Origin of the sequence: Nocardia sp. CA-151230, from assembly GCF_050942175.1 — a bacterium.
In the GTDB taxonomy this organism is placed as follows: Bacteria; Actinomycetota; Actinomycetes; order Mycobacteriales; family Mycobacteriaceae; genus Nocardia.
Window position 1 is genome coordinate 7,359,232 of the sequence record NZ_CP192061.1, and the last position, 23,699, is coordinate 7,382,930.

Consider the following 23,699-nt stretch of genomic DNA (forward strand, 5'->3'; position numbering starts at 1 on the left):
ACCGAGCCGGTCACATCAACTGCCGCATGAAGTAGGTGTACTCCAGCGCGCTGGTGTGCGCCTTCTCGTCATTGTTCGCGCCGGACCCGTGGCCGCCCTGGGTGGCCTCGTAGAACAGGTACGGATCGCCGAATTCGGCTAGTCGGGCGGCGAATTTGCGCGCGTGCTGGGGCCCGACCCGGTCGTCCCTGGTGGTCGTCCAGATCAGCGGCTCGGGGTACTTCACGCCCTTCTTCAGCTGTGCGTACGGCGAAATGGACGCGAGGAAGGCACGTTCGTCCGGATCGGCCACCGATCCGTACTCCCCCACCCAGGACGCGCCCGCCGCGATCTGCTCGTAGCGGACCATGTCCAGCAGCGGAACCTGGATGTCCACCGCACTCCACAGTTCCGGATGCTGCGTGAATTCGACACCCATGAGCAGCCCGCCATTGGACCCGCCCTGGATCCCCAGCCGCCGCGGCGAGGTGATCTTGCGCGCGACGAGATCGTCGGCCACGGCCGCGAAGTCGTCGAAGGCCTTCTGCCGGTGCGTCTTCAGGGCCGCGTCGTGCCAGGCGGGCCCGTATTCGCCGCCGCCGCGGATGTTCGCGATGACATACGCGCCGCCGTGTTCCAGCCACGACTTGCCGAGCAGCCCGTTGTAGCCGGGCGTGGACGAGGAGGCGAAGCCGCCGTACCCCCACAGGATCGTCGGGGTGCTGCCGTCGTAGGGCAGCGTGGCCGGATGCACGATGAAGTAGGGCACCTTGGTCCCGTCGGGCGAGGTGGCCTTCAGTTGCTCCACCACGAACCCGGTCGAATCGAACCGTGCCGGTGCGGCTTTCACCTGGTTCAGCCCGCCGGTCGCGGTGTCCAGGCGCCAGATGGTGGCCGGTGTGAGCATCGAGGTGACCGAGAGGTAGGCCGTCTCGCCCTGGGAATCGGCGTCCACGCCCGAGACGGTCGCATTGTCGGGCAGGGAAACCGGTGCGGACGTCCAGCCGCCATCGGGCTGCGGGGTGTAGACGGCGGCGCGGCCCTTCACGTCGTAGAGCGAGGTCACCACCGCGTGGTCCCGGGTCGTCATGACCCCTTCGAGGGTCTCCTGCGGCCCGGGTTCGTAGACGAGGGTGGCCTTCGGCTGATCCGGGTGCGCGGTCAGGTCGTCGGCGTCGAGGGACACCAGTGAGCCGGACTTGAAGGTGGCACCGCCGGTGGTCCAATCCTGTTGCAGCGCAACCAGCACCCGATTGCCGACCATGCCCTCGAGCCCGGACTTGGGCGGAAGCCCCAGCCGCATGGGCCGCGCGCCGCCGAGCAGGCTGACCTCCGACTCGTAGAACGACGGCCGCCGCTCCACCAGGTTCATCCGCCGCCCGGTCCCGTTGTCCAGCAGCACCGCCGCGGTGGCGAGCCCATCACCCTGGCTGCCGCGGGCGATCTCCACCGCCTGGTCGAGCGCCTGCCCGCGCCCCAGACGCTTCACGACGTACGGATAGCCCGAGGTGGTCTTCTCGCCCGGCTGCCATTCCCGCGACACCAGCAGCGTGTCGGTGTCCACCCAGGCGGCATACTGCTTGCCGCGGTCGAGCACGAACCCGCCGGCCACGAACGTCCCTGTCCCCAGGTCGAATTCGCGCAGTGTGACGGCGTCCTCGCCACCCTCGGACAGCTCGACCATGCATCGCCGATGGGTGACCGGGTCGCAGGACATGCCCTTCCACACCCAGTTCCTGCCCTCGTCGCGGGCCAGGGCGTCCAGATCCAGGACGGTGCGCCACTGTGGTTGCGGCGATTCGTAATCCGCGACCGTCGTCTCCCGCCAGATGCCCCGCTGATGGTCGGCGTCCTGCCAGAAGTTGCCGATCATCCCGTCGTGGAACTCCGGCACCGGCAGGCGATCCGCCGCATTCGCCAGCGCCTTCGCCTGGGCCAGATTGTCGGCGTAGCGCGGATCCTGTTCCAGCACGCCGAGCGTCTTCGTGTTTTCGGCCGCCACCCAGGATTGCGCACGGGGACTGTCCAGCTCTTCGAGCCACCGATACGGGTCGCTCGCCGTGCTCGATCCCCCGCACGCGGCCAGCAGGACCACCGCCAGACCCGCCAGGGCGGCCCGGATTCCGCTCTTGCTCCCCACCATGAAATCCCCCATCCCATGATCACGAGGCGACCCCGATCGGGGCGTCAGCGAGCCACCTTACCGCCGCCCACCGACAATCTGCCGGTGCCCGCCTGCCGACAACCTGTCTGCGCCTCCTGCCGACGACCTGTCGGTGCCGGGCGGCAAGATCACGGGCATGACCGACGAGGAGAGGCGCTGGGCCGATCCGCACGCCACCACGGCGGTGCGGAAATTCCTGCGCCGGCACCGTCGAGCGGTGGAGACCGTGCTGACCGCGGCCCGGCTGGACGGACTGGACGAATTCGCCGATGCCGCAGCGGAATACGCCGCCGACCCCGCCGGGACGGTCACCCCGGAGGGCGCGGCGGTGGTATTCGCCATCGCTCAGCAGGCGGCGATCGCGTATCGGACCGGGGCACAGCGAGAGCAGGAGTTCATCGACCGGTTCATCGACAGCTGGATGAACGAGCACGGGTACGCGTTCACGGCCGCGGTCGCCGAGACACGGCGGGGGTTGCGCGTCGAGGAACCGGAACCGCGCGCGGGACGGATGACACCGTGGCTGCGGGCGACCGTGCCCGGCGAGGAGCCCGAGGCCGCCGCGGAGACGTTGAGTCTCCGGGTGCATGCCCGGCTCGGTGCACAACCGCCCTCTCCCGGCGGGGACACATCGCACACCCCCGCTGACCCGAAATCGGTGACCACCGACCAGATTCGGCGACTGGAGGCGGCCATGGTGGACGGCCGGCGGTGGCGGGCCGCGGCTCACCGGCGGCTGGTGCTCGAGGATCCCGCGCTCGGTCAGCTGGCCCGGCGGCTGGTGTGGGCGAGCTTCGACGGCCGCGGCGCCGTGACGGGCACGTTCCGGATCGATGCCGAGGGCGTGCTCCGGGCCGTGGACGACGGGCCCGTCGAGCTGCCGCGCGAGACGCTGGTGGGTGTGGCCCACCCGCTGCACCTCGGGTCATCCCTCGCGGCATGGCGGAATTCGTTCGCCGGCAACCGATTACGCCAGCCGTTCGAGCAGCTGGACCGACCCACGTACGCCCTCACGCCGGAAGAGGCGGAAGCGGATCGCCTGTCCCGCTTCACCGATCGCCAGGTCCGCACCGATCGGGTGTTCGGACTGCAACAGCTGGGCTGGGAGTTGTCAGGGGAGCTCCTGTATCGCCGATTCGGTCCGTCCCGGGAGGTGGCCGTCGCCCTGGACCCCGGGCTCGCGGGCGGTTATCGCTACGAGCCCGAGCTCCAGCGGGTGCTGGCGGTGGAGCTCCGGGGCGGCACGTTCGGGTCGTTCGATGCCGTCACCGCCTCGGAACTGATCCGTCAGCTGGAGCGGCTGGCGGCGTGACGTCCGGCGCGGCGGCCGAAGAAGGAACCCGCGCCGAGCTGCGTGCCGCTGGAATAGCCCTTGCCGTCCTGGGCCAGGGTGGAGGCCGTCGCGCCCGCCGCGTAGAGCCCTGGAATCGCTGATCCGTTGTCCCGCAGTACTTCCGAGTCGGCCGAGGTGCGCAGACCACCGAGAGTGAAGCCCGCGTACAGCGCCTTGCCCAGGGTCAGGTCGAAGGCCGCCCACGGCCCGTGATCCTGCGGCTCGAGCCATTCGGCCGCCTTGTGGAAATCGGGATCCTCGCCGCGAGCCGCGTTCTCGTTGTATCGGTCGAGGGTGGATCGCAGTGCCTCGTACGGGATTCCGAGCGCGGCCGCCATCTCCTCGACGGTCTCCCAGCCGTCGATGAACGGCGCGAGCGGGAACATGGGCCGTTCCATGTGCTCGGAGTCCACGATCAGATAGGCCACCGCGCCGGGCTGATCGAGCACGAAGGCGGAGGTCCGAGCGTGATAGGAATCCTCGGCGACGAAGCGTTCGCCCCGGTGGTTCACCACGATTCCGGTCAGCAGTTTCGCGGGCGGGTACACGGGCGCGGTGACGAAGGCCTGGTCCATCATGCGGGTCACGCCGCCTGCCGAGACGCCGAGCCGGATGCTCAGCCCGTCGTCGAAGGGCGTCCCCAGCACGAAGGGTTTCTCGGTCAGCCACGGCACGTGCTCGGCCACCATGTCGGTGTTCATGACGAAGCCGCCGGCGGCGAGCACGACCGACTTCGCCCGCACCGCACCGGTGGTGCCGAGGTGCTTCCAGCTCACGCCGGCCACACTGCCGTCGGCCTCGGTGATCAGATTGCTCACTCCGGTCTCGTACCGCACCTCGACGCCGAGCGCGGCGGCCCGCTTCACCAGCAGCTCGATGATCATGGCCGCGCCCTGGGTGTCACCGGGCACCGGAACCTTGTGCCCGCGCGGCGCGGGTGTCGCCTGATCCCGGTAGGGCCATACCTTTTCGTTGCCGGTGTACATCAGCCCCTGGGTGCCGGGCTGAATGACCGCCTTCTCCGGGTAGTAGCTGCGCTCGAATTCGAAGCCCAGGCTCTCCAGCCAGTCGAAGTGCTCGACGCTGCCGTCGCAGTAGGCGCGGATCTTGTCCGGTTCGGGATCGCGCGCCACCGACAGCAGGTACTTGTACATCTCCTCGGCCGAATCGTCGTGGCCGGTCGCCCGCTGCACGGCGGTGCCGCCGCCGAGGTAGAAGTGCCCGCCAGCCAGCGCGGTGGTGCCGCCCGCGACGCCGGCCCGCTCCAGGACCAGCACGCGGGCCCCGTTGGCCGCCGCCTCGACCGCCGCGCAGCCGCCCGCGATGCCGAATCCGGCCACGACCACGTCGACTTCGTCGGACCACTCGGTAATCGACGCCGCCGCAAGGGTTTCCGGGATCTGTGTGCTCACTGCGCATCCTTCTTGATCTGCTCGAAGAACAGCCGCATATTCGGCCCGATCTCGGCGAGTTCGATGAACGGCACGCCCGAGGCGGCGCCGTCGAGGTAGGCGAAACGCATCTGCCCGCTCATATCACCCTGCTGCACGACCGGGATCCCCTGCGCCGCGGCGTCTTTCAGCGCCGCGTCGAAGTCGTCGGGTTCCAGGCAGACGTGGTGCAGGCCGGGTCCGCCGCGTTCGAGGAATTCGGTGTAGATGGAGCGGCCGCGCACCGGCTGGATGAGTTCGAGCTGGATGTCGCCGCTGTAGGACAGCGAGATGTGCGCGGTGAAGTCGGCGGGTTCGCCACGGTAGACGCAGCTCTCGGGCCCGAAGTGGACCTCGGGCATGCGCATCCAGCCGCCTGCGCCCATGGTGGTCTTCAGGAACTGTTCACCGGCCGCGATGTCCCCGACCACCCAGGCGATCTGGGTGACCGGGCCGCGGGCCACACTTGTGCTGTCCACCCCGGCAGTTAATCACAATCGCTTAAATTGGCAAGGGTTACTCGTCGTCGGGATCCGGATCGGACGGCGCCGTCCACCCCTTGTTGCTGAGGCCGTAGAACGTCGAGACCAGCAGATACAGCACCAGAGCCGTGATCGGCGACAAGAATCCGACCCCGATGCACACCGCGTAGACCAGGATGCCCGGCCAGGCCCGCCAACTCTCGCGACGCGCGTAATCCGCACCCAGACCGGGCTTCAACATCTCCGGCCGCTTCGCCAGCCGCCACCACATGGGCGCCCACGGCACGGTCATGATCACCCCGACGATCCCGTACAGCGCCACCGCCACCACCGCGTCCCGGCGCGTCCCGTGCACCACATTGTCGGCCACCACCATCGTCGGGAACGGCACCAGTGAAATGCCCAGCAGCAGCATCAGATTCCACCACCGCAGTACGTGGTCGATGCGTCGCAAACGCCCGAAGAAGGTGTGGTGGTTCATCCACACGACGCCGATCGTCATGAACGACGCCAGATAGGCCACGTACGCCGGCCAGATGTGCGCCAACGCCTGTAGCAGCTGCCCGGGCTCGTGCTCGGGCACCCGGATGTCCAAAATCAACAGGGTGATGGCAATGGCCATCACCCCGTCGCTGAACGCTTCCACCCGGGCGGTTCCGGCGAGCGTGCGATCCGGAACCGATCCATCACTCATGGACCGAAGCGTAACCCGATTCCGTGATCGCTTCGGATCGCTTGGCCTGCTTGATGGTTCGAACCGTGATCGCCATCAGCACCACGGTGACGCCGATCATGAGCGCGCTCGACAGCCAGGCCATGGTGTGAATGGGCAGCCGGTAGGCGAGCACCACCCGCAGCACGGACTCGCCGACCAGGCCCACGCCCCACATCGCGGCGATCCGATTGTGCACGCGGCGCACCAGCGGGTTGGTGCGGAACTTGTGCTCCATCTCCGCCAGCTTCGCCGGTGAGTTCGCGAAAGCCTTCCGGGCCGCCACGTAGGTCAGCGGCTTGCCCAGCAGCGCGCTCACCCCGAACGCGAGACCGATGACGGCGGTGGTGAGGGAGTCCCGCACGATCATCATCCGGGCGTCGCCGCTGATCAGCGAGCTGGCGATACCGAAGACGAAGCCGGCCAGGATGAGCGCGGCCAGGGCGTCGACGCGCCGGGCCCGGATCACCTCGACGAGAACCACGACGCCGGAGAACACCGCGCCCGCCAGCAGCGCGAGGAAATCGGAGTACCCGGCCCAGTGCAGGAGGTAGTACGCCGCGAGCGGCACCGCGATGTCACGGGCGGTGGGTGCGAGCATGCGCAGCAGGTTCGGCCGGTCCTGCGACTGCGGCGCGGGCGCTGCGGTGATGTTGTCGGCCATGGTCGGAACTCCTGTAATCGGTTTGTGCGCTACAGGAATGACGCTACGGTCGCGCCGACCTCGCCGAATCTGCCAACCATCACCTCCCGGCCATGACAGTTGTCATGCCGGCGCCGGACACGCCGTCGGCCGCCATCCCCGCTTCGGGCCGACCGGCGACGATGATTTCCGGAGCCGGGCGTCGTCTCCATTCCCGGGGACCGAAACACCGATTCGAGGAGTTGACCATGTCCTACGTGATGCAGCCGGGCGATCCGGTCTGGACCGATCTCTTCACCACCGACACCGACAGCGCCATCGACTTCTACGGCGACCTGTTCGGGTGGAGCGCGGATGTCGCGCCCGAATACGGCAACTACATCACCTTCCGCAAGGACGGGCGGGCCGTGGCGGGCGGGATGCGCAACGAAGGGAACAGCGGGCCCAACCAGTGGACCGTGTACCTGGCCAGCCCGGACGCCGAGGCGACCGCGGCGGCCGTCGTGGCGGCCGGCGGGATGATCGCGGCGCCGGTGACGACGGTCGGGGACCTCGGAAAGTTCGGGGTGTTCGGGGACAACGGCGGGGTCGGGATCGGTGTGTGGGAAGCCGGAACCATGGCCGGGTTCGAGCAGCGTGGCCTGGTCGGCGGCGGGCAGTGGGAGGAGCATGTGGGCGCGCCCTCGTGGTTCGAACTGCACACTCGCAACTACGACGACGCGCTGAAGTTCTATCGCGAGGTCTTCGGTTGGAAGGACCCGTTCACCATTGCCGATACGCCCGAATTCCGGTACACCACCATTCATTCCGTGACCCCGATGCTGGGCGGCGTGATGGACTCGACCAGCTTCCTGCCGCCGAGCGTGCCCGGATACTGGACCGTCTACTTCGGCGTCGAGGACGTCGACGCCGCCGTACGCAAGGTGGCCGAGTTGGGCGGCAGCGTGGTGCGCCCCGCCGAGGACACCCCGTACGGCCGGCTGGCGGCGGTGGCCGACCCGTCCGGCGTGCGATTCAGCCTGGGCGGCAACAAGTCCTGAACGAGCGCTCTTCGGCGTGTACCCGATCGATAGCCGACCCCCCGACAGGACGAACGGCCCGGTCCCCACAGTGACCGGGCCGTTCGGATCATCCCGCGGCGACGTGGTCGGCGCCCCAGCAGCGCTTCGGACGCCGCCGCGGGAAACTCAGCCCCCGATGACGACGGAGCCGCGCACGCCGGTGGCCAGGGTCTGCTGCCTGCCCAGTCCGGCGACCTCCACGACCACGACATCACCGTCGCGCAGATAGGGTTTCGGCTCCGGCCGGCTGACCGCGACGCCGCCCGGGGTTCCGGTCAGCACCAGATCACCGGGCTCCAGGGTCATCAGCGTGCTCAGGTATCGCAGCAGTTCGCCCACTCCGGCGACCATGTTGCCGGTCGTACCCGCCTGCCGCTGTTCACCGTTCACCCACAGCTGCAGGCTCAGCGCCTGCGGTTCGGCGACCTCGTCGGGCGTCACCAGCCACGGGCCGATGGGGGTGAAGGTATCGAAGGACTTGCCCTTCACCCAGGTCGGTTCACCCGCAATGCCATTGCGCTCGGTGACGTCGTTGGCGGTGACATAGCCGCCCACCGCCCCCAGCGCGGTGGCGGCGTCCGGGCAGTCACGCAGCGTGCGGCCGATCACCACGCCCAGCTCCACCTCGTGGTCGGTGGCGCGGCTGCCGGGCGGCAGCTCGATGGCGTCGTAGGGACCGCTCACCGTGGTGCCCGGCTTCAGGAACACCACGGGCCGTTCCGGAATGGCCGCGCCGATGGCGGCGGCGTGGTCGGTGTAGTTGAGCCCGATGCCGATCACCTTGCCGGGCCGGGCAATCGGTGCGCCGATCCGCGCGGCCGGATCCACCTCGGGCAGTGATCCAGCGGCGAGCGCGGACCGCACCGCGCTCAGCGCCGCCGGATCACCCAGCAGCCGGCCGTCGATATCGGCGGTCACGGACGACAGATCGCGCAGCGCGCCCTCATCGTCGATGGCCACGGGACGCTCGGCGCCCCGTGCCCCTACGCGCAGCAGTTTCATACGTCGCCTCCCGGCTGCTTCATTTCTCGGCCCCCGATTGCTCGGCGGCCGCGGCCGCCACCCCTGCGCCACCCGGCAGATGTTCGTGCGCGATGCGAATACCCAACTGCTGCAACAGCATTGCCCCAGCACTCAGGCAGCGCCGTTCGTCCGGCTCGATCTCGATGAGCGAATACACAGCAGCGAAGCCGGTTTCGCGCAAGCGGTCCGCCGGCAACGTGTTCCGGCCGCACACGGCGACCACCGGCACACCTGGGGTCCGCGCGGCCGCCGCGACGCCCGCGGGCGCCTTGCCGTGCAGGGTCTGCTCGTCGAGCTTGCCCTCACCGGTGACGACCAGGTCCACCCCGGCCAGCTGCGCGTCGAAACCGACCAGCTCCAGCATCAATTCGATGCCGGGCCGCAGGGTCGCGCCGAGGACGGCGAGCGCGGCGAATCCAACACCCCCCGCGGCGCCGGCCCCCGCCGCGTCGCGCCGATCCGACCCGAGTTTCGCCGCCAGCCGCTGCGCCCACTGCCCGAGCGCGGCGTCCAGCTCGGCCACCTGGGCCGGATCGGCGCCCTTCTGCGGTCCGTAGACCGCAGCGGCCCCATAGGGCCCGGTGAGCGGATTGTCGACATCGCAGGCCACCGTGACCTCGACGCCGTCCATCCGCTCGCGCAGGGCGGTCAGGTCGATGGAGTGCACCCGGGTGAGAGCCGCCCCGCCGTCGCCGATGGGCTGCCCATCCGCGTCCAGCAGCCGGGCGCCGAGCGCCTCCAACAGACCTGCGCCGCCGTCGGTTCCGGCGCTGCCGCCGATGCCGAGCACGATGCGGCGGCACCCGGCCGCGACCGCGGCCGCCATCACCTCGCCGGTGCCGCGGCTGGTGGCGGTCATCGGTCGCAGCCGGCCTTCCGGCAGCCGCACCAGGCCCGACACATCGGCCATCTCCACGACCGCGAGTTCGTCGCGGCGGGCATAGGCGGTCAGCACCGGTTCCCCGGTCGGCCCCGACGCGGTCAGCGGGACCGCGTCGAAACCGGCCGCGAGCGCGGCGGCGACGGTGCCGTCACCGCCGTCGGCCACGGGCACGACCGCCACCGAGGCGTCGGGACGCGCCCGCCGGATTCCGGCTCGCACGGCGGCCCCGACCTGCGCCGCGGTCAGCGAGCCCTTGAATTTGTCCGAGGCGATCAGCACACGAGCCATGGGAATCCTCTAGTCCAGCGGGACGGTCGCGGTCGGGGCGTCGACGAAGGCCGAGGCCAGCTCCTCGAACTCCACGACCTCGTTGATCTCACGCGCGCCCATGGACACATTGGTGACGCGCTCGAGAATGCACTCGACCACGACGGGCACCTTGAATTCGGCCATCAGCGACTTGGCCTTCTCGAAGGCGGGACCGATGTCCTGCGGCTGGAAAACGCGAATCGCCTTGCAGCCCAGACCCTCCGCGACCTTGACGTGGTCCACTCCGTAGCCGTTGACCTCGGGCGAGTTGATGTTCTCGAAGTCGAGCTGGACGTAGTAGTCCATCTCGAACGCCCGCTGCGCCTGCCGGATCAGCCCCAGGTACGAGTTGTTCACCAGCACATGGATGTACGGGATGTTGAACTGGGCGCCGACCGCCAATTCCTCGATGAGGAACTGGAAGTCGTAGTCACCGGACAGCGCGACGACCTGCTCGTCCTTGCACGCGGTGGCGACACCCAGCGCGGCGGGCAGGGTCCAGCCCAGCGGACCGGCCTGACCGGCGTTGATCCAGTGCCGCGGCTTGTACACGTGCAGCAGCTGCGAGGCCTGGATCTGCGACAGGCCGATGGTGGTGACGTAGCGGGTGTCCCGGCCGAAGGCCTTGTTCATCTCTTCGTACACGCGCTGCGGCTTGAGCGGCACGTTCTCGAAGTGCGTCTTGCGCTGGCCGGTCGCGCGGCGGGCACGCACCTGTTTCGCCCAGTCGCCGTGGTCGGTCAGACCACCCACGGCGTCAAGGGATTCCGCGACGGCGATGAACTGCTCCAGGGCCGCGCCGGCGTCGGAGACGATGCCGTAGTCGGGCGCGAAGACCCGGCCGATCTGGGTCGGCTCGATGTCGACGTGCACGAACGTGCGGTCCTTGGTGTAGGTGTCGAGACCACCGGTGTGGCGATTGGCCCACCGGTTGCCGATACCCAGCACGAAGTCCGAAGCCAGCAGCGACTCGTTGCCGTAGATGTGCGAGGTCTGCAGACCCACCATGCCGGCGTTCAGCTCGTGATCGTCGGCGATGGTGCCCCACCCCATCAGGGTCGGGACCACCGGAACACCGGTCAGCTCGGCGAATTTCACCAGCAGTGCGTCCGCGTCGGCATTGATGATGCCGCCGCCGGCGATGATCAGCGGGCGCTTCGCGGCGTTCAGCATCTGCAGCACCTTGGCGGCCTGCGCCTGGGTGGCGGCCGGGCGAGCCACGGGCAGCGGCTCGTAGGTGTCGATGTCGAACTCGATCTCGGCCAGCTGCACGTCGATCGGCAGATCGATGAGCACCGGGCCCGGACGGCCTTCGCGCATGAGCCAGAACGCCTTCTGGAAGGCGCCCGGCACCTGGGCGGGCTCGAGCACCGTGTGCGCCCACTTGGCCAGCGGCTTCGCGATGGACGCGATGTCGACGGCCTGGAAGTCCTCCTTGTGCAGCTTGGACACCGGGGCCTGGCCCGTGATGCACAGGATCGGAATGGAATCCGCGCTGGCGGCGTACAGACCGGTCACCATGTCGGTGCCCGCCGGGCCCGAAGTCCCGATGCAGATACCGATATTGCCGGGCTTGGCCCGGGTGAAGCCCTCGGCCATGTGCGAGGCGGCCTCGACGTGGCGGGCCAGCACGTGCTTGATGCCGCCGTGTGCCTTCATGGCGCTGTAGAACGGGTTGATCGCGGCGCCCGGCAGGCCGAAAGCCTGTGTGGCCCCTTCCTTTTCCAGGATCAGGACCGCCGCGTCGACGGTGCGCATGCGCGCCATAGTCAGTTCTCCTTGTCCAGCTTGCCGCTCAGGCGCTCGACGCCGCGCAGCAGTGCAGAGTGGTCCAGGTGGCCGTCGCCATTGGCGCGGGCCGAGGCGACCAGCTGCGCGATGAGCGACCCGGCCGGGGTCACCAGACCGGCCTCACGGGCGGCGGTGGTGAAGATGCCCATGTCCTTGTGGTGCAGGTCGATGCGGAAGCCCGGCGCGAACTCGCGGTTGATCATCTTGTCGCGCTTCTGGTTCAGCACGGCCGAACCGGCCAGGCCGCCGCCGAGCACGTCCAGGGCGGGGCCCAGCTCGACGCCGTAGGCCTCGAGGAAGACCACGGCCTCGGCCACGGCCTGGATGTTGCTGGCCACGATGAGCTGGTTGGCGGCCTTCACGGTCTGGCCCGCGCCATTGGTGCCGACGTGCACGATGGTCTTGCCGACGGTGGCGAAAACCGGCTCGGCGGTGGCGAAGTCCTCGGCCGAGCCGCCGACCATGATGGACAGGGTCGCGTTCACCGCGCCCGGCTCGCCGCCGGACACCGGGGCGTCCAGCAGGCGGAAGCCACGCTCGGCGGCCTGCTTCGCCAGCTCCTGGGTGACATCCGGGCGGATGCTGGAGAAGTCGATGATCAACGCGCCGGGCTCGGCGGTTTCGAAGACACCCTTCTCACCGGCCAGCACCTCCTGTACGTGCGGGGAGTCCGGCACCATCACGGCGATGACCTCCGCGCCGCGCACGGCGTCCGCGATCGAGGTGACGGCACGGCCGCCCGCGTCGACCAGCGGCTGGGCCTGCGCCGGGTTGCGGTCGAAGCCCTTGACGGCGTGGCCGGCGTTCTGGAGGTGGACGGCCATCGGGCTGCCCATGATGCCGAGGCCGATGAAAGCGATGTTGGTCATGATCTGTTCCCTAATCCTCTGTATGGCAAGTTCTCTGGGTCTCCGTACGGGCTACTTCGCGGCGCGGCGCTCGCGCGGCAGCCATTCGAACGCGTCCTCGGAGCGGCCGGACGGCTTGTACTCGAGGCCGACCCAGCCCCGGTAGCCGCGCGACGCGAGGTCGGTGAGCTGAAGCTCGAGCTGGAGCTCGCCGGTGCCCGGCTCGTTGCGGCCCGGGTTGTCGGCGATCTGCACGTGGGCGATCCGGTCGGTGTACTCGGAGATCACCTTGTCCACGTCGTCACCGTTCACGGCGAGGTGGTACAGGTCGGCGAGCAGGCCGATACTGCTGACGCCCGCGTACGCCTGCACCTTGTCGATCACGGCGAGGCCGTCGACGGCCTTCAGCAGCGGGTAGCGCGGCGCGCCGGAGGCGGGCTCGACCAGGATGGTGGCCCCGATCCGGGAGGCGGCCACCGCCGCCGCCGCCAGATTCTCGACGGCCAGCTCGTCCTGCCGCTCCGGGGTGGCGTCGTCGACGCGGTTGCCGTAGAGGGCATTGAAAGCTTTGGTGCCCAGTCGTTCTCCGATGCCGACCGTGACGTCGATATTGTCCTTGAACTCCGCGGACCGCGACGGCCAGGAGACCAGGCCGCGGTCGCCGCCGGCCATGTCACCGGCGAAGAAGTTGAGGCCGATCAGCTGCACGCCCGCGTTCTGCACGGCGGCGACGAAGGCGTCCACGTCCCGGTCCGACGGGACCGCCTCGGCGAACGGCCACCAGAACTCGATCGCGTCGAATCCGGCCTGCCGCACGGCTTCCGGACGCTCCAGGATGGGCAGCTCGGTGAACAGCAGCGAGCAGTTGACGGCGTAGTTGAGCGAGTGGGTCATCAGGAATCCCTCCAGTTCGTTCCCGCAGCGCATCCGCTAGTTTCCATAATGCGGAAATAGTTTTTCGGGATATGAAAATGCTAGTGCTCCCGAAACAAACCCGTCAAGAGAGTTCCGGGAGCTACCGGCCAGTACGGCACGAGATATACGAAATAGCCGACTCAGTCGCGGATATCGTCGTCCAGGCGATCGCCCAGATCGTCCTTGCGATCCTCGGCCGCCGCGAACACCGAAGCGCCCGCCTTGTTTCCACGCTTGATCTCGTTGAACACCAGGTTCAACACGATCGCCACCACCGCCGTGGCGGAGATGCCGGAGTGCATGACCACCCCGAGCCAGGTCGGGAACTTGTCCCAGAACGTCGGCGCCGCAATCGGAATCAGGCCCACACCCATGGCCACCGCGACGATGACCATATTGAGATTGCCGGTGAAGTCCACCCGCGCCAGCGTGCGGATACCGCTCGCCGCCACGGATCCGAACAGGACGATGCCCGCACCGCCCAGCACCGGATACGGAATCCCAGCCACCACCGCGCCCACCACCGGGAACAAGCCCAGCAGTACGAGCACCAAACCGCCTGTCGCGACCACGAATCGGCTCTTGATGCCGGTGAGCGCCACCAGTCCCACGTTCTGTGCGAAGGCGCTGCACGGGAAGCTGCCGAACACCGGCGCGACCGTGGTGGACAGCATGTCGGCCCGCAGGCCGGCCGCCACCCGCGCCGAATCCACCTCGGTGCCGACGATTTCGCCGATGGCGAGGATATCGGCGGTGGTCTCGGTCATGATCACCAGGATCACGATGGTCATGGACACGATCGCCCCGGCCTGGAAGGTCGGCCCGCCGAAGTGCAGGATCGGCGGCAGCGCAATGATTTTCGCCTTGCCCACCGCCGAGAAGTCGGCATGGTGGGTGACCACGGCCAGCAGGGTGCCGATCGCCAGGCCGATCAGGATCGAGAGCCGCGAGATCGCGCCCTGGAAGAGCCGGCTGATCACCAGAATGATGAGCAGGGTCAGCCCCGCGAAACCGATATTGCCCATCGAGCCGTAGTCGGCCGCCTTGGGATTGTTGCCCATCGCCCACCGGAATGTGGTGGGCAGCAACGAGAGTCCGATCACCGTGATGATCGTCCCGGTCACCACGGCCGGGAAGAGCCGTACCAGCTTGGCGAAGAAACTGGACAGCACCAGCCCGATCAGACCGGCCACAATGATCGCGCCGAAGACGGGCCGGAGTCCGCCGTCGCTCGCGATGGTGACCATCGTCGAGACACTGGCGAACGAAATGCCCTGCACGATCGGCAATCTGGAGCCGACCGGCCCGATGCCGAGGGTCTGTAGCAGGGTGGCCAGACCGGAGAGGAACAGGCCCGCCGTCACCAGCAGGGCCATGTCCGATACCGAGAGCCCGGCCGCACCGCCGACGATCAGCGGCGGTGCGATCACACCGCCGTACATCGTCAGAATGTGCTGAGTTCCGTAGACCACCAACTGGCCCAGGGGATGTCGCGCATCCTCGGGACGGGTGATGGTCTCTGTCACGCGGCTATGGTCATCACCCATCGCCGCACCTCCTAGATCAGCACTGAGCCAATTAACAAAAGCCCGGGGTGGCGAGCCAGGCGTTCCCGGCCTCGTTGGCGTCGTCGCGCTCGACGGTGGCCTCGATCAGGCCGTACGGACGGTCCGCGGCGATGAAGACCTCGCCCGGGTTGTCCACATTGAAGGGGCTCAGGTCCACCAGGAAGTGATGCTTGTTCGGGGCCGAGAAGCGGATCTCGGCGACCTCGGTGAACTGCTCGAGCACCGCGCGGCCCATGGAGTAGAGGGTCTGCTGCAGCGCCAGCGAGTGCACCACGGCGAACTGCCGCAGGATGGTCTTGAGGATGGCGTCGTAGGTCTTGTCCCAGTCGACGTCGGTGTGGTTGTAGCGCCACCGGGCCACCAGCGAGGTCGCCATGATGCGGTCGTTGGTCGGCTGCAGGGTGGTGTACTTGTCCTTGAAGAAGCCGTGGAACTCCGAGCCCGTGGTCTTCAGCAGGGTCAGGTCCTTCACGCCGGAGACCACGTGGGCCTTGCGGTCCGGGCCGACGCCGTCGACGTTCACCACGGTGGTGCGTACGCCCCGGCCCGACTTCACGAACGAGTGATCGTGGCCCTGGCCGTCGACCTCGATGCGATCCCAGGCGTACTCCTCGATCTCGACGCGCGCACCGGTGGCGGTGGGGGCCCGGGAGATGAAGTGGTCGGCGAGGGTGAGGCCGAACTCCTCGAGGGAGTGCACGCCCTTCTCCTTGGCGAAGGAGAAGGCGGTGTTCTTCTGGGTGTCGGTGGGGAGCACGTCACCCTGGTCGCCGGTGATGTGAGCGTCGGCGAAGTCGCCGCGCAGCGCCGAGGAGACGTTCAGGTCGCGGATCTGGTGGCGCGGGGTGTCGCGGTAGACGCGGACGACACGGTTCTCGGCCTTGCCGTACTGGTTCTGTCCCAGCTTGATTGCCATGTGAGTTCAGCTTCCTCGGTAGGTGGAATAGGCGAAGGGGCTCATGAGCAGGGGCACGTGATAGTGCTCGCCCGCCTCCCCGGCGACCTTGAAGGTGATGGAGACCGACGGGTAGAAGTAGGTCTGATTCGTTGCGGCGGCATAGCTTTCGATGTCGAAGGTGAGCCGGTAGACACCGGCCGCGAGCCCTTCGGGGCCGAGATCGCGCACTCGGCCGTCGTCATCGGTCTTGCCCTCGGCCAGCACTCGGGCGTCCGGGCCGACCTGTTCCAGCCGCACCTCGACACCGGCCGCGGGCTTGCCCAGCGCGGAGTCCAGGATGTGCGTCGTAATGGTGCTCACTGCTCGAATACCTTTCGCAGGCGCAGGACCGCGATCTTGCGCAGCTCCTCGGCCACCACGGCCGCCTCGGCGGCGTCGTCGTTGGTGAGGCGCTGGTGCAGGCTCGCCAGAATCTGCTCGGCGGACAGACCGGTGGCGCAGATCAGGAAGACCCGGCCGAAACGCTTCTCGTAGGCCCGATTGCCGTCCAGCAGCTGCGCGGCGATGGCCACGTCCTGGCCGACTCCGGCCTGCTCCTGGCGCGACCACGCGGATCCGGTGTCGGTGCCCGACACGCGCTCACCGATGCGGGGGTGCGCGGCGAGCGCACGGTCCACCTCGGTTCCAGAGAGGGCGCCGGCCAGCTCGCCGGCCCGGGCGAGCACGCTGTCGATATCGGCGTAGGGCCGGGCCGCCAGCACACCGTCGGCCCAGGCGGGCACGTCACAGCAGGACAGCAGGTCCGGCCGAAGTTGTTCCCCGGCAGTCGAATTGAATTCGCTCAACGTCACCATCGGCACTACCTCTCTCGGATAGCGGAAGGGTGATTCCGCTACTCGAGAAGAGTGTCGTGGGCCACAACAACTCGTCAACATTTTGTTGAAAATATACAGAGATCGCAGGTCAGGACGCCAGCGAAGCGTACGTGCCAACCAACCCGAAACGAGGACAGCGGCGTCGGGCCGACCGTGGTCGGCCCTCCGCCGCTGATCATCGCACCGGCGTCGGCTAGGTATGCCGCGCGGCCGGTGCCGCCGCCAGGGCGGCGCTGGTGCGGGATCTGAACAGCTGGTGCAACACCAGGGCCGCCAGACAGCCCGCGCTGATCCCCGACGCCAGGATGATCGACACCGGTCCCGGCAGACCGGCGTAGAACGAGGGCGCGACCGTCGGCGTCATGCCGATGAACAGCGCGACGCCCACGATCAGGGAGTTGATCGGTTCGTGCAGATCGGCCTTGGCCAGGGTGCGGATACCGCTCGCGGCGACCGTCCCGAACAGTACGAGACCCGTTCCACCCAGGGCCGGTTTCGGCACCAGCTCCACCACGGCACTCGCCACCGGGAACAATCCCAGCAGCACCAGCAGCGCACCGCTGGCGGCCACGACGAATCGGCTGTACATGCGGGTGAGCGCCACCAGTCCGACGTTCTGCGCGAAAGCGCCGCAGGCGAATCCGCCCATGACCGAGGCCAGCATGGTGCCGACGCCGGCCGCCCGCAGCCCACCCGCGATGTGCTGCTCCTCGGCGGGCCGGTCCACGATCTCACCGAGCGCGATCATGGTCGCGGTCGACTCGGTCATCACCACGAGCATCACGATGCACAGCGAGACGATCGCACCGACCTGGAACTGCGGTGCGCCGAAGTGCATGGGCGGTATGAAACCGACCAGCGCGCTATTGCGCACCGGGCCCGTATCCAGCAGTCCCAGTGGCCATCCCGCCAGCGAACCCGCGACCAGTCCGATCAGCAGGGCCAGCTGCCGCCCGAACCCCTTCAGGAACCGATGGCACAGCAGCACGACCACCAGCGCGATCGCCGCGTCCAGCAGGTTCTTCAGCGGCACATGCGCCGAGCCCATGGAGCCCTCGCCCGCGCCGCTGATCCAGCCGAGCGCGACCGGTAGCAGCGACAGGCCGATGAGCGAGATGACCGTGCCACCCACGATCGGCGGGAAGAACCGGTGCAGCCGTGAGAAATACGGGGCGGCGAAGACGGCGAGCATGCCCGCCACCAGGGTGGCCCCGAAGATGACCGGCAGCGCCTCGCCCGGTGCGGCATCCTTGGCGATCGCCAGGATCGGCCCCACCGCCGCGAACGATCCGCCATTGATGAGCGGCAGCCGCGCGCCGAACTTCCACCAGCCCAGGGATTGCAGCAGGGTGGCCAGTCCGGCGGTGAACAGGCTCGCGGTGATGAGCATGACCGTGTCGCGCGTGCCCAGGCCGACCGCGGCGCCCACGATCAGCGGTGGCGCCACGACGCCGGCGACCATGGCGGCGATGTGCTGCAGGCCGCCGGCGAGCAACTGCCAGGGCGGCGGGACGATATCGACCGGATGCCGTTCGGGCGCTTCGGATTCCAGGACCGCCGATACGGTGGACTCCGGCGCGGAGGGAGTTCCCGGGACGCCGGGTGCGGATTCAGCAGTCACGGGCGGACCGGCCCCCTCGATCAGCGGAGGAAGCAGCACTTCCGTCGCGTAGTCGGCCCGATCGCGACGGCCGGACGACCATCGAAAGTCTTCGGTATGGCGTCGAAACTCTTTGGCCCGCAGGTGAACCGCGTTCGCTCAACGTCTCCATTGGCGCAACCTCTCTTGGATAGCGGAAGGGTCATTCCGCTATCCGAGAAGAGTGGCACGGGCCACATAGGCCGTCAACAATTCGTTGAATATATATCGGTCGACCGACAGCCCGGTCAGGCGCGTTCGCGGTTCAGGTAGTTGTAGACGGTGAAGCGGGTGACGCCCAGCGCCGCCGCCACGGTCTCCGCGGACTTGCGGAACGTGAAGGCGCCCCGCTCTTCCAGCAATCGCACAGCACGCTGCTTGTCGACGCGCGGCAGACCTGCCAGTGGCCCGCCCAGCTCCGCCGCCACCTCGTCCAGCAGCCGCTCCAGGCCGCCGAGGGTGTCGGACTCGGGCTGACCGAAACGGACACAGGCCAGGGTCGTTCCTTCCCAGACCAGGGGGACATCGTCGGCGGTGGCCTCCTGCGCGGGCACCAGGCGGCCGCCGGTTCTCTCCAGCAGCGGGGCAAGGGTCACCAGCACGGGGTGCGACTCGTCCATCGGCGAACGCTCAGTCATCCTGCTCGACCTGCATGGTCACCCGGGTCGCCCCGTGCGCGAAGGCGGTCACCATGATCTCGCCCAGCACCGGCAGCAGGCGGTCGTCAGTCCCGGCCACCGAGGTGCCGAGCGGACCGAAATCGCATTCCAGACCGGCCGATTCGGCGAGTTCGAGGGCCGCTCTGGCATGCGGCGGCGTCTCCCCTTCACCATGGAACGGTTCGGTCGTGAACTCCGCGCGTAGCCGCATGGGCCTCAGGCTACTGGGCAGAACAGGTGATCTACGATCTGCCCTAGAATTCCGGCATTCGGAAAAACGGAGGAGGACCGGGGTGCCAGCAGCGAAGGAGTCCAAGAGCGGCACCGGGGGCGTGCAGTCCATCGAGCGCGCGTTCGCCCTGCTGGAGCTGATGGCCGACGAGGGCGGCATGATGGGCCTGTCCCAGCTCGCCACGGAGTCCGGGCTGCCGCTGCCGACCATTCACCGGCTGGTGCGCACCCTGGTGGATCTGGGCTACCTGCACCAGGAGCCGTCGCGCAAGTACGTACTGGGCCCCAAGCTGATCAAGCTCGGTGAGAGCTCCTCGCAGATGCTGGCGGTGCTGGCCCGCCCGCACCTGTCCCGGCTGGTCGACGAGCTCGGTGAATCCGCGAACATGGCCATGCTGGACGGCGATCAGATCGTCTATGTGGCGCAGGTGCAGTCGCGGCACTCCATGCGCATGTTCACCGAGGTGGGCCGGCGGGTACTGCCGCACTGCACGGCCGTGGGCAAGGCCATCCTGGCCGGTTCGGCGCCGGACCTGACCCGAGAGCTGTTGCAGCGCACCGGAATGCCGCGCTACACCGACAACACCATCACCGATCCGGTGGAGTTCGCCCGGCAACTGGACGAGGCCGCGCGCACCGGATACGCCATGGACGAGGGCGAGCAGGAGCTCGGCGTGCGCTGCGTGGCGGTCGCGGTGCCCAAAGCACCTGCCCGGCTTGCGATTTCGGTGTCCGGCCCGGTTGGCCGGATGACCGAGGAGCTCATCGACCGCGCCGCACCGCTACTGACGGAAGTCGCCGCCGCCCTGTCCGACGACCTCCGATAGCCACGCCCCACCCGCGCGTCACGGCACGACGAAGGTGGCGAAACCGGGTGTGCAGGTCCGCCCGGCTTCGCCCGGTCGAACATCATGGCTCGAATCTCCTACGCAGCAATCTCACCGGCGGTTCTCGGTCGGATACCAGACAGCGATGTCGTAATCGACCTCATAGAACCCGCGAAAACTCGCGGACCAGGCAATTCGAAAAGGATTCCGCCATGACGACCCCCGAACCAGCAGCAACGCCCGACGAGCCCCGAACAACCGAGCTTCCCGCCGCGGCCACAACCCCCGCAACCTCGCAGCGACCCGCCACTCGCCCGCCGAACAATATCGGCTGGGCCGTCGCGTCCCTCCTGTTCTTCTGGCCGCTCTCCTTCTCCGCGTTCACTCACGCCCTGAACGTCTTTCCCCTGTGGTCCGAAGGCGATGCCGACGCCGCCCGCTATGCCTCGCACCGAGCCCGCTACCTCGGCATCCTCTCCCTCTGGATCGGCGGCGTCCTCTTCGTCCTGTTCGCCATCCTCTACATCGTGGGCATGCTGGTCCTCGTGCACCACGGCCATCACGGCCACCACAATTGGGGCGGCCCGGGCCCGCGGATGCACCGCGGCTGACGGTTCCCGGGTCCGTGCACGACAGTGCGCGGGCCCAATCTCTTCCGACGCCTTGCACAAACGTCTTCCGCTACCTCGCAAAACCGGTCGCTGCCAACAATTCCCATGATCGGGACAGATCCGAGAGGGTTCCGGTTTCGAATCCTGATGCGAAGTCATCGACATCTCGGAATGAGGTTTCCATATGGGCACAAGGCAGCCCACAGGTTCGGTTCAGCTGCGTCGGCGTGTGGCCCGGGTCGCTGTTGCGGGGGCTCTTCCCCTCTCCCTGGTTCTCCTGGGGGTAACACCCGCCCTGGCCGAGGAAGCGCCACCGGCCGTGGCGAATCAGCCGGCCCTGGATATCCCGGACTCGTCGATTCACATCGGCACCCTCCAGCTCGACCGGCCGTTCTTTCTGACCCCCGAGCAGACCCAGCAGATCAATATCGCGACCACGGGCACGGAAGCCGGCCTGGCGCAGTCGCTCGAAGCGGCCGGGCTCGACCATGCCCGCTCCACCAGTGTCGCGAAGGCCGTCCTCGGTGACGCGGCCATCGGCGCGTCGGTCGGGTCCGTCCTGGCCAGTCCGATCGCGTGGACCGGCGCACTGGTCGGCGTGGTCTCGGGCGCTGTCGCCGGACTCCCCTTCGCGCCGATCGGCCTGGTCATCGTCCCTGCCATCGGCGGCGCCATCGGCTATGCCATGGTCGCCGCACCGTTCATGGCGCTCGGCGCAGGTGTCGGCGCGGCCGTCGGCGTGGCGGACGGTCTGATCAATCCGGCGCCGGCAATCCAGCCCGACCCGGCTGCGCCTCAGCCCAGCTGAACGCTTTGCAGTTCAGCTGAACCCTATTGGGAGACAACGAGTTCCAGCAGCACGTAGAGCTCGCGCTGCTGGTTCGCGTTCAGCACGGCCAGCGCCGGACCGAACGGCGAAAGCCGGCACCGCGGCGATCCGTGGCGAAGACGGCCGGAGCACCGGCGTAGATTGTGATCCACGCTGCTCGGGCCGTCTTCTTCGATGAAGGGATCGGGTGATGGGTGTGTCGACTCGGTGCCGAGTGGGTGCGGTCCTGGCGATCGTGCTGATCGTGGCCACCGGTGCCTGCGGATCCGATCGGGGCGGTGAGACGAAGAGCTCCGGCACCAATTCCCCCGAAGCCGCGCAGATCGCCGATATCGTGCGCACCAAACTGACCCAACTCGACCTCACCGCAGCGGTTTTCGGGGTGTGGCGGGGCAAGGAGTCGATCATCATCGGCGCGGCGGGCGACTCGCCGCTGGGCATCCCGGCGACCACCGACATGCAGCTGCGGGTGGGCCAGCCCATGGAGCCGATGCTCTCCACCGTGCTGTGGCATCTGGACGCGGCCGGCACCCTGTCCATGGACCAGCCGATCGCCACATGGCTGCCGACCTTCCCGCGCGCCGACCGCATCACCCCGCGCATGCTCGCCGACAGCACCTCCGGAATCTCCGACTACGTCACCGACCCCGGCTTCCTGAAACGCTTCGCCGACAATCCGTTCCACACCTGGACCGCCCAGGAGCTGTTCGACCTGGCCAATGCCCGCCCGCCCCTGTTCGATCCCGGCACCAGCTTCGCCTACGCCCACAGCGACCTGGTCGTCCTGGGCGAGGTGCTGCAGCTGGCCAGCGGCAAATCGCTGGGCGATCTGATCTCCCAGTACGTCCTGGGCCCGCTCGGCATGCGGCATTCCGCGGTGGTCCGCATCGCCCGGATCGACGAGCCGATCCTGCACGGGTACACCGACGAGCGAAAGATCTTCGAAGACGCCACCTTCTGGAACCCGACGGCCTTCCTGCACTCCGGCAACATGAATTCCACCGTCGCCGACGTGGGCCGCTGGGTCCGGGCCCTCGGCAAGGGAGAACTGCTCTCCAGCAGCCAGTTCCAGCAGATGATGGCCCCCTCCACCGCCGGCCTCGGCCCGCTCACCGCCCAGAAATACTTCGCCTTCGGCGTCCCCCACATGGGCGACTGGCTGTTCATGAATCCCGCCTACGGCGGCTACAACGGCATCGCCCTCTACGACACCGAATCCGACACCACCATCGTCGTCTACGCCACCCTGGGCCCGACCGCCAACCCCGACACCGACAACGCCATCCTCATCGGCGCCGCCATTGCCACCCTGCTGGTACCCGACCGCCCGCCGCCCCTGCCCCTGCCCTGATGTGGAACATCCATGGAGATCGTCGGGGATGGCGTGCTCAGCGGGATAGGCTGAGCGCGACGCCCGGGTCCTGACGCAGGTCGGCCGAGAGGAGTTAGCGATGAGCGCCGAGGATGCCACCGCCGCACCGGCCCTGGCCGGTGACCTGTCGGGAATCGTCGGGCGACATCTGATCTATGCGTACGAGAACGGCTGGAAGTACGACCTCTACATACGCAATTCGCAGACTGTCGCCTTCCGCTGCCTGATGGGACCGATGTTCGGGCGCTGGTCCACGGCGCAACCGGCGAAGATGATCCAGCTCAGCGGCGATATGTACAAGCTCGCCTGGGTGGAGCCGACCGGGACGGTCACCGTGCTCATCGTCTGGCTCGGCGAGCGCCGGGTGCACACGACGATCTGCTATCCGCAGTGGATGCTCGACTTACCCGAGAGCACCCTGGGCCGCTACGAGGACGACATCCCTCAGATCATCGCCGACCGCGACCAGGGCCCGACCTACCCGCAAACCCTGATCGCCTCCACCGGCCGCATCACCTACCTCGAAATCCGGGAACCCGACGACGACACCGTCATCGACCGCCCACCGGCCAAACTCCCCCTCGATTACGCGAATCGCATCAACTGATTCGACGGCG

General features: G+C 68.2%; 24 protein-coding genes. 7 read left to right on the top strand and 17 right to left on the bottom strand.

What is annotated here, in order from left to right; translation table 11 throughout:
• Nucleotides 1–10 precede the first annotated feature (10 nt).
• Nucleotides 11–2,122 carry a prolyl oligopeptidase family serine peptidase gene (locus tag ACQP1O_RS34650; RefSeq protein WP_433562570.1) on the bottom strand — a complete coding sequence of 704 codons (2,112 nt, stop codon included), beginning with the start codon at nucleotides 2,120–2,122 and terminating at the stop codon, nucleotides 11–13.
• Nucleotides 2,123–2,279: 157 nt separating this feature from the next.
• On the opposite strand from ACQP1O_RS34650, the gene ACQP1O_RS34655 reads away from it, so the two are divergent.
• On the top strand, nucleotides 2,280–3,455 hold the full coding sequence (locus ACQP1O_RS34655) for a DUF4132 domain-containing protein (protein ID WP_433562571.1): 1,176 nt from the start codon (nucleotides 2,280–2,282) through the stop codon (nucleotides 3,453–3,455).
• Here the strand turns inward: ACQP1O_RS34655 and ACQP1O_RS34660 are convergent.
• The 4 genes from ACQP1O_RS34660 to ACQP1O_RS34675 are packed head-to-tail and all read right to left on the bottom strand — an operon-like array spanning nucleotide 3,431 to nucleotide 6,764.
• On the bottom strand, nucleotides 3,431–4,888 hold the full coding sequence (locus ACQP1O_RS34660; protein WP_433562572.1) for an FAD-binding protein: 1,458 nt from the start codon (nucleotides 4,886–4,888) through the stop codon (nucleotides 3,431–3,433). The two genes, ACQP1O_RS34655 and ACQP1O_RS34660, sit on opposite strands and share 25 nt — an antisense overlap.
• Entirely contained in the window at nucleotides 4,885–5,385 is a 501-nt protein-coding gene (locus tag ACQP1O_RS34665) for a VOC family protein (RefSeq protein WP_433562573.1), read from the bottom strand. Before ACQP1O_RS34665 ends, ACQP1O_RS34660 begins: the two co-directional genes overlap by 4 nt.
• A 37-nt stretch (nucleotides 5,386–5,422) precedes the next feature.
• A complete protein-coding gene (locus ACQP1O_RS34670) occupies nucleotides 5,423–6,082 on the bottom strand; it encodes a TMEM175 family protein (RefSeq protein ID WP_433562574.1) in 660 nt (219 codons plus the stop codon).
• On the bottom strand, nucleotides 6,075–6,764 hold the full coding sequence (locus tag ACQP1O_RS34675) for a VC0807 family protein (protein WP_433562575.1): 690 nt from the start codon (nucleotides 6,762–6,764) through the stop codon (nucleotides 6,075–6,077). The genes ACQP1O_RS34670 and ACQP1O_RS34675 overlap by 8 nt, the downstream gene beginning before the upstream one ends.
• Nucleotides 6,765–6,991: 227 nt before the next feature.
• On the opposite strand from ACQP1O_RS34675, the gene ACQP1O_RS34680 reads away from it, so the two are divergent.
• Nucleotides 6,992–7,783, top strand: a complete 792-nt coding sequence (locus tag ACQP1O_RS34680; protein ID WP_433562576.1) for a VOC family protein — start codon at nucleotides 6,992–6,994, stop codon at nucleotides 7,781–7,783.
• Between the two features lie 147 nt (nucleotides 7,784–7,930).
• Here the strand turns inward: ACQP1O_RS34680 and ACQP1O_RS34685 are convergent, their stop codons facing one another.
• The 12 genes from ACQP1O_RS34685 to ACQP1O_RS34740 all read right to left on the bottom strand — a co-directional run bounded on the left by ACQP1O_RS34685 (nucleotide 7,931) and on the right by ACQP1O_RS34740 (nucleotide 19,423).
• Nucleotides 7,931–8,806 carry a fumarylacetoacetate hydrolase family protein gene (locus tag ACQP1O_RS34685; protein ID WP_433562577.1) on the bottom strand — a complete coding sequence of 292 codons (876 nt, stop codon included), beginning with the start codon at nucleotides 8,804–8,806 and terminating at the stop codon, nucleotides 7,931–7,933.
• A gap of 19 nt (nucleotides 8,807–8,825) precedes the next feature.
• Nucleotides 8,826–9,998: a glycerate kinase gene (locus ACQP1O_RS34690; protein ID WP_433562578.1), complete on the bottom strand. Its 1,173-nt coding sequence runs from the start codon at nucleotides 9,996–9,998 to the stop codon at nucleotides 8,826–8,828.
• A gap of 9 nt (nucleotides 9,999–10,007) precedes the next feature.
• The gene (gcl, locus tag ACQP1O_RS34695) at nucleotides 10,008–11,786 is read right to left on the bottom strand and encodes a glyoxylate carboligase (protein WP_433562579.1); all 1,779 of its coding nucleotides are present in this window, start codon (nucleotides 11,784–11,786) and stop codon (nucleotides 10,008–10,010) included.
• A 2-nt stretch (nucleotides 11,787–11,788) separates the two neighbouring features.
• Nucleotides 11,789–12,679, bottom strand: a complete 891-nt coding sequence (locus ACQP1O_RS34700; protein WP_433562580.1) for a 2-hydroxy-3-oxopropionate reductase — start codon at nucleotides 12,677–12,679, stop codon at nucleotides 11,789–11,791.
• A gap of 51 nt (nucleotides 12,680–12,730) precedes the next feature.
• On the bottom strand, nucleotides 12,731–13,552 hold the full coding sequence (locus tag ACQP1O_RS34705; RefSeq protein WP_433562581.1) for a hydroxypyruvate isomerase family protein: 822 nt from the start codon (nucleotides 13,550–13,552) through the stop codon (nucleotides 12,731–12,733).
• Nucleotides 13,553–13,713: 161 nt separating this feature from the next.
• Nucleotides 13,714–15,099 (bottom strand): nucleobase:cation symporter-2 family protein, encoded by a 1,386-nt coding sequence (locus ACQP1O_RS34710; RefSeq protein ID WP_433562582.1) that lies wholly within the window; start codon nucleotides 15,097–15,099, stop codon nucleotides 13,714–13,716.
• Nucleotides 15,100–15,151: 52 nt separating this feature from the next.
• Nucleotides 15,152–16,057, bottom strand: coding sequence for a factor-independent urate hydroxylase (gene pucL / locus ACQP1O_RS34715; RefSeq protein WP_433562583.1), 906 nt, complete (start codon nucleotides 16,055–16,057; stop codon nucleotides 15,152–15,154).
• A 6-nt stretch (nucleotides 16,058–16,063) separates the two neighbouring features.
• Nucleotides 16,064–16,408, bottom strand: a complete 345-nt coding sequence (uraH, locus tag ACQP1O_RS34720) for a hydroxyisourate hydrolase (protein WP_433567890.1) — start codon at nucleotides 16,406–16,408, stop codon at nucleotides 16,064–16,066.
• Nucleotides 16,396–16,893 (bottom strand): 2-oxo-4-hydroxy-4-carboxy-5-ureidoimidazoline decarboxylase, encoded by a 498-nt coding sequence (gene uraD, locus ACQP1O_RS34725; RefSeq protein WP_433562584.1) that lies wholly within the window; start codon nucleotides 16,891–16,893, stop codon nucleotides 16,396–16,398. The genes uraH and uraD overlap by 13 nt, the downstream gene beginning before the upstream one ends.
• Before the next feature lie 214 nt (nucleotides 16,894–17,107).
• On the bottom strand, nucleotides 17,108–18,535 hold the full coding sequence (locus ACQP1O_RS34730; protein WP_433562585.1) for a nucleobase:cation symporter-2 family protein: 1,428 nt from the start codon (nucleotides 18,533–18,535) through the stop codon (nucleotides 17,108–17,110).
• A 266-nt stretch (nucleotides 18,536–18,801) separates the two neighbouring features.
• Nucleotides 18,802–19,191, bottom strand: coding sequence for a helix-turn-helix domain-containing protein (locus tag ACQP1O_RS34735; protein WP_433562586.1), 390 nt, complete (start codon nucleotides 19,189–19,191; stop codon nucleotides 18,802–18,804).
• Nucleotides 19,184–19,423: a thiamine-binding protein gene (locus ACQP1O_RS34740; RefSeq protein WP_356999696.1), complete on the bottom strand. Its 240-nt coding sequence runs from the start codon at nucleotides 19,421–19,423 to the stop codon at nucleotides 19,184–19,186. Before ACQP1O_RS34740 ends, ACQP1O_RS34735 begins: the two co-directional genes overlap by 8 nt.
• An 82-nt stretch (nucleotides 19,424–19,505) precedes the next feature.
• Here ACQP1O_RS34740 and ACQP1O_RS34745 point away from each other — a divergent pair, with 82 nt between their 5' ends.
• The 5 genes from ACQP1O_RS34745 to ACQP1O_RS34765 all read left to right on the top strand — a co-directional run bounded on the left by ACQP1O_RS34745 (nucleotide 19,506) and on the right by ACQP1O_RS34765 (nucleotide 23,689).
• Complete coding sequence (locus ACQP1O_RS34745; protein WP_433562587.1) at nucleotides 19,506–20,270, top strand: IclR family transcriptional regulator; 765 nt, start codon at nucleotides 19,506–19,508, stop codon at nucleotides 20,268–20,270.
• A gap of 212 nt (nucleotides 20,271–20,482) precedes the next feature.
• Nucleotides 20,483–20,881, top strand: a complete 399-nt coding sequence (locus tag ACQP1O_RS34750) for a CD225/dispanin family protein (protein WP_433562588.1) — start codon at nucleotides 20,483–20,485, stop codon at nucleotides 20,879–20,881.
• Between the two features lie 319 nt (nucleotides 20,882–21,200).
• Nucleotides 21,201–21,689, top strand: a complete 489-nt coding sequence (locus ACQP1O_RS34755) for a hypothetical protein (RefSeq protein WP_433562589.1) — start codon at nucleotides 21,201–21,203, stop codon at nucleotides 21,687–21,689.
• Between the two features lie 211 nt (nucleotides 21,690–21,900).
• On the top strand, nucleotides 21,901–23,061 hold the full coding sequence (locus tag ACQP1O_RS34760; RefSeq protein ID WP_433562590.1) for a serine hydrolase domain-containing protein: 1,161 nt from the start codon (nucleotides 21,901–21,903) through the stop codon (nucleotides 23,059–23,061).
• A 100-nt stretch (nucleotides 23,062–23,161) separates the two neighbouring features.
• Nucleotides 23,162–23,689: a phenolic acid decarboxylase gene (locus tag ACQP1O_RS34765; protein ID WP_433562591.1), complete on the top strand. Its 528-nt coding sequence runs from the start codon at nucleotides 23,162–23,164 to the stop codon at nucleotides 23,687–23,689.
• Nucleotides 23,690–23,699: the final 10 nt, after the last annotated feature.